This window comes from Vibrio fujianensis (assembly GCF_002749895.1).
GTDB lineage: Bacteria > Pseudomonadota > Gammaproteobacteria > Enterobacterales > Vibrionaceae > Vibrio > Vibrio fujianensis.
The window spans coordinates 205,875-211,355 of the sequence record NZ_NBUS01000038.1 but is presented as its reverse complement, the minus strand read 5'-3'; the positions used below and the strand labels follow the sequence as shown (position 1 = coordinate 211,355).

General features: G+C 43.7%; 4 protein-coding genes and 1 pseudogene. 2 read left to right on the top strand and 3 right to left on the bottom strand.

Annotated features, from left to right (window positions below; translation table 11 throughout):
• A pseudogene (locus tag B7C60_RS17865) lies at positions 1-987 on the bottom strand (lytic murein transglycosylase); the annotation flags it as partial.
• 310 nt (positions 988-1,297) lie between these two features.
• Between B7C60_RS17865 and ettA the strand changes: the two are divergent.
• Positions 1,298-2,965, top strand: a complete 1,668-nt coding sequence (gene ettA / locus B7C60_RS04835; RefSeq protein ID WP_099610673.1) for an energy-dependent translational throttle protein EttA — start codon at positions 1,298-1,300, stop codon at positions 2,963-2,965.
• Between the two features lie 148 nt (positions 2,966-3,113).
• A complete protein-coding gene (locus B7C60_RS04830; RefSeq protein ID WP_099610672.1) occupies positions 3,114-3,494 on the top strand; it encodes a PilZ domain-containing protein in 381 nt (126 codons plus the stop codon).
• Between the two features lie 38 nt (positions 3,495-3,532).
• Here B7C60_RS04830 and tyrA read toward each other — a convergent pair whose 3' ends face one another.
• Positions 3,533-4,660 (bottom strand): bifunctional chorismate mutase/prephenate dehydrogenase, encoded by a 1,128-nt coding sequence (gene tyrA / locus B7C60_RS04825; protein WP_099610671.1) that lies wholly within the window; start codon positions 4,658-4,660, stop codon positions 3,533-3,535.
• 20 nt (positions 4,661-4,680) lie between these two features.
• Positions 4,681-5,481, bottom strand: an 801-nt coding sequence (locus tag B7C60_RS04820) for a 3-deoxy-7-phosphoheptulonate synthase (RefSeq protein WP_245868550.1), incomplete at its 5' end; no start/stop codon positions are given.

The following is a 5,481-nucleotide window of genomic DNA, read 5'->3' as shown; positions in this document are numbered from 1 at the left end:
TTCACGCAGTGCTAAACGAATACGTGTTTCAATCAGATGAACATGAGAGCTTTGCTCGATAACCGAGTCTCGCCACTGGCGAAATTCATCACTCTCAACCTCCATCATGCGCAACGCAATATATTGAGCAACTCTGGCTTGTTGTGAATCCGGCCAGTTCAAAATCTTATTGACTGCGTGCCAATACTCAAGCGCTTGAATAACATCACGGCGAGCCAGCTTTTCTAATGCCAATTCAACCGATTGAGTTAACTTGAAACCATTTTGATTGTGCTGGATAAATTCAATGACCTTTTCAGGATGATCATATAACTTAAGTAAAGCTTGTGCGTAAGCTTCTTTTGACTTACCGGTTAATTTCCCCGCCAAATGACTCATCAAAGAACGATTACGTCCGTCAAAAGCCATCAACATACGTTCAACAATCATGCTATCGGTTAAACCACCTTGCTGCTCCCACACTATAAACAGCTCGTCACAAGCCGCAGAAACGCTAGCACCACTTTTCCATAATGTTTCAGCTCCGCTAAAGGCTTGTGCATAACGTCCGGTTTTCAATTTAGCGGTGTAGTAATGACAACGATATCTCTCGCCCTTGGGTTCATTAGGAGAGAACTGTAGCATTTCGGGCCATTTATCTTGCCGAGCTAATGCATCAATGTAAGGCGCACTAATGCGGTAAGCAAAAGGAAAATCTTTATAACTATCTATAAAATGGCGTACGACAATCGGTGATTTTTCACCCAAGTCAATTAAGAAACTTCGATAATCTAGATACGGGGTAAGAGGATAATCAGCCAAGCGAGAGCGCACTTTTTTAAAACGGCGCACCTCTTTACGATCTAACCATAGATGCGCTTGATCATATAGCTCTCTCTGAGCTTGCAGATCCATTGTTTCGGATAATACATTACGGCTAAATAGGCCCCATGCGATCAATATCGCTAAAAAAATATAAGATGGTTGAACAAAAAAAACGCCCTTCATGGTACTCCATTCCCTTAATGCAAATAATCCCATTCACCCTTAATTACGCAGACTCTTGCATAAAATGTAAAGTTACTAGCAGTAAAGTTGTTGTCAATTGTGATAGCAAGACAAGTGTGATAACAAAACAAGGCTACCGGCACCGATACCTCTTAAAGTAGCAAAGAGAGATGATGAAAATATGACCCCCATTTTTTCATCCCTCTTCGCCTTAAGATCCCCAAACCAAAATATCGGCTAGTAACAAAAGCAAACGCTTTAGTATAGAATAGTGGCTTTGTTCTGTTTGAAAGATTAGGAATGATCGGCAATGGCTGAATACGTCTATACCATGTCTCGGGTGAGCAAAATTGTTCCCCCTAAACGTCAAATTCTCAAAGATATTTCTTTGAGCTTTTTTCCCGGTGCAAAAATTGGGGTACTCGGTTTAAATGGTTCAGGTAAATCGACCCTACTGCGCATCATGGCTGGCATTGATAAAGATTTCGATGGCGAAGCGCGTCCACAACCGGGATTAAACGTCGGATACCTGCCTCAAGAGCCAGTATTGGATGAAAATAAAACCGTCCGCGAAGTGGTCGAAGAAGCCGTTGCTGACGTCGCTTATGCGCTTAAACGTCTAGATGAGGTATACGCTGCTTATGCAGAACCCGATGCAGACTTTGATGCGCTAGCTAAAGAACAAGGCGATTTAGAAGCTTTAATTCAAGCCAAAGATGGCCACAATTTAGATAATGTACTTGAACGTGCCGCTGATGCGCTGCGTTTACCGGAGTGGGATGCCAAAGTAGCGACATTATCAGGTGGTGAACGCCGTCGTGTTGCCATTTGCCGTCTGTTGCTTGAAAAACCAGATATGCTATTACTTGATGAGCCGACCAACCACTTGGATGCTGAATCTGTCGCTTGGTTGGAACGTTTCTTAGTCGATTATAGTGGTACTGTGGTTGCCATTACTCACGACCGTTACTTCTTAGATAACGCTGCGGGTTGGATTTTAGAGTTAGACCGTGGTGAAGGTATTCCATGGCAAGGAAACTATACCTCTTGGTTGGAACAAAAAGACGCTCGCCTACAACAAGAAGCTTCACAAGAGAAAGCACGCCAAAAAACCATTGAAAAAGAATTGGAATGGGTTCGCCAAAACCCTAAAGGCCGTCAAGCTAAATCTAAAGCTCGTATGGCTCGCTTCGAAGAGCTACAAAGTACCGACCATCAAAAACGTAATGAAACCAATGAACTGTTTATCCCACCCGGTGAGCGTTTGGGAGACAAGGTCATTGACGTGAAAAACTTGACCAAATCCTTTGGCGATCGTATCTTGATCGATAATCTTTCCTTTAGTATTCCTAAAGGAGCCATTGTTGGTATTATCGGCGCGAATGGTGCGGGCAAATCGACGCTATTTAAAATGCTTAGCGGTGTCGAGCAGCCAGATTCTGGCAGCATTGAACTGGGGGATACTGTAAAACTGGCCTCGGTTGATCAGTTCCGCGATAGCATGAACGATAAAAATACCGTCTTCCAAGAAATTTCTGAAGGTGCGGATATTATCCGTATCAATAACTTTGAAATCCCTGCTCGTGCTTATTGTTCCCGCTTTAATTTTAAAGGCGTCGATCAACAAAAAGTGATTGGCGAACTCTCTGGTGGTGAGCGCAATCGAGTTCACTTGGCCAAGCTTCTGAAAGCAGGTGGCAACGTCCTACTGCTCGATGAACCCACCAACGACCTTGATGTGGAAACATTACGAGCTCTAGAAGAAGCCCTACTTGAGTTCCCCGGTTGCGCCATGGTCATTTCCCATGACCGTTGGTTCCTCGATCGTATCGCAACCCATATCCTTGATTATCGTGATGAAGGCAAAGTGAACTTCTATGAAGGAAACTACACCGAATACATGGATTGGCTCAAGCAAACACTGGGAGCACAAGCCGCAGAACCGCATCGAATTAAATATAAACGCATCACTAAGTGATCAACTTCAGGCCGCTATTGCGGCCTGAGTTATTTTGGGTTCTCGCTTGATTTTGCCATGTTCTCGTTTGGTTTTGCCAATGATGTTTGATTGCCTCAGCAGCAAATCTGCTATGCTTAGGCTATGATCCTCTAACACGGTGAATATTATGACAGAGCGACGCCGATTTGTTCGTATTCTCTATCAAGCCCCCGCGACACTGCGTCAAGGCCAAATTCAACTCACAACCTGTATTCAAGATCTCTCTTTGCATGGGCTCCTGTTGTGGGCAATTGATGCACCAAGCTTGGATCCATCTCAGCCATTAGATGTCGAATTTACCTTACCTGATAGTGAAATCACGCTCAATATGACCGCCATGTTAGTCAGAACAAATGAGCGTATTCTCCACCTTAAAATTAGCCATATTGATATTGAAAGCATCGCACATTTAAAACGTATTGTTGAACTCAACCTCGGTGATAGCGAACTTCTCTCACGCGATATTGAACATTTGATTGATATCGAAGATGACGCCACATCATCATGACTAATCAACATTAAACTCACGGCTAGGTGGTGGGCTCACTAACTTCGCTGTATCGCATCGTTCGCTTGTTTGAGTAAATTTTGGCTCTCAACCATAAACTGTTGAGAGTATTTGCCAAACCACTGACTAACTTGCTCAAATTGTTTAATAAAACCTTGTTTATCTTGCTGTTCAATTAAGCTTACCGCTTGCGAAAAACTGTGCTGAAAACGCTGAATCATCTCTACATTCTCTTGCGACGAGAGAATAATATCGCCATATAGATTGGGATCTTGAGCAAATAAACGTCCAACCATCGCTAACTCTAATCGATAAATCGGGGAGCTCAATGTTAATAATTGTTCAAGATTCGGGTTGACCTTTGAAAGATGAAAACCATACACAAAAGAAGTGAAATGGCGTAGCGCTTGAATCAGTGTCATGCCATGATCGTGCTCATCGGCATCTATTTGACATAAACTCGCTCCCCAGATGGTAAACTGATCCAATAACCATTGATACTGTGATGCTCCACGACCATCACAATACACAATGACTTGCTTAGCAAGGCTTGGTACATCAGGCCCAAACATCGGGTGTAAACCCACAACAGGGCCTTGATGCGCTTTTAACATCGCTGCAAGCGGCTTTTGTTTAATCGAAGTTAGATCACATAAGATACAATCACTCGGTAACTGAGTCAGTTTATCAATCACGTCAACGGTCAAATGGATAGGCACCGTCACCACGACCAACCCTGCATTATGCAAGAGTTCATCTGCCTGCGCCCAATCTTGGCTGCCCAAAACTTTCACTTGATAACCAGACAGACGGAACATTCGGGAAAATAAGCGGCCCAGTTGTCCGTTACCGCCGACAATCACCACCGAACGTAATTGAGGGTTAAGACACTTAAAACCGGAATCTTTTTCACTAGCATATGATTCACGCATCGTGCGACGCAAAATATCTTCAATTAACTGAGGAGGAATGCCTTTACGTTGTGCCTCTTCACGCCGAGAAGCTAACATCGACGCTTCACGTTCAGGCACATAAATCGGTAAGCCATGGCGGCTTTTTACTTCCCCGACCTTTTCGACTAACGCTAAACGGCGAGCCAATAGCTCAACCATCTGTTTATCAACCTCATCGATTTGCTCACGTAATACGTTTAATTCTTCAACCATCAGTCAATCCTTTTGCTTATTTAATCTTTGAGGCGGTTTTCTAAAAATGGAACCAACTCTTGATGTGCATGACGTAATAATGCCTCGGTGGCTTGCCAATCAATACAGGCATCAGTAATAGAAACACCATAAGCCATCTTTTCTGGCGAAAGATCCGCTGACTGATTCCCTTCATTAAGATGGCTTTCTATCATCAAACCAATAATGGAACCATTACCTTGGCTGATTTGATGAATAACATCTTCGGCAACCAGAGGCTGACGACGGTAATCTTTGCGCGAATTAGCATGGCTACAATCAACCATCAAAGCCGCGTCTAAACCGACTTGCTTCAGTTCTTGCTCACATTCAGCAACAGAAACAGAATCATAGTTCGTCTGCTTACCCCCACGGAGAATAACATGCCCATTGGTATTGCCTCGAGTGGTTAATAATGCCACTTGACCTTCTCGATTTATCCCCATAAAACGATGACTGGAAGAAGCCGCCTGCATAGCATTAATGGCCGTCGATAAACTACCATCGGTACCATTTTTAAAACCAATAGGCATTGAAAGCCCGCTCGCCATTTCACGGTGAGTTTGTGATTCGGTGGTTCGAGCCCCAATCGCAGCCCAACTGAAAGTATCTGCTAGGTATTGAGGGCTGATCGGATCTAACGCTTCTGTCGCTAAAGGAATCTCCATTTCAGCCAGTTCAACTAATAGCTTACGCCCTACATGTAAACCGTGTTCAATATCAAAGGTACCATTCAAATGTGGGTCATTAATCAGCCCTTTCCACCCCACCGTCGTACGTGGTTTTTCAAAATAGACACGCAT

Bases quoted from the DNA above. Each gene is read 5' to 3' on its own strand.
- ettA (WP_099610673.1), top strand. From the start codon at position 1,298: ATGGCTGAATACGTCTATACCATGTCTCGGGTGAGCAAAATTGTTCCC.
- B7C60_RS04830 (WP_099610672.1), top strand. From the start codon at position 3,114: ATGACAGAGCGACGCCGATTTGTTCGTATTCTCTATCAAGCCCCCGCG.
- tyrA (WP_099610671.1), bottom strand. From the start codon at position 4,660: ATGGTTGAAGAATTAAACGTATTACGTGAGCAAATCGATGAGGTTGAT.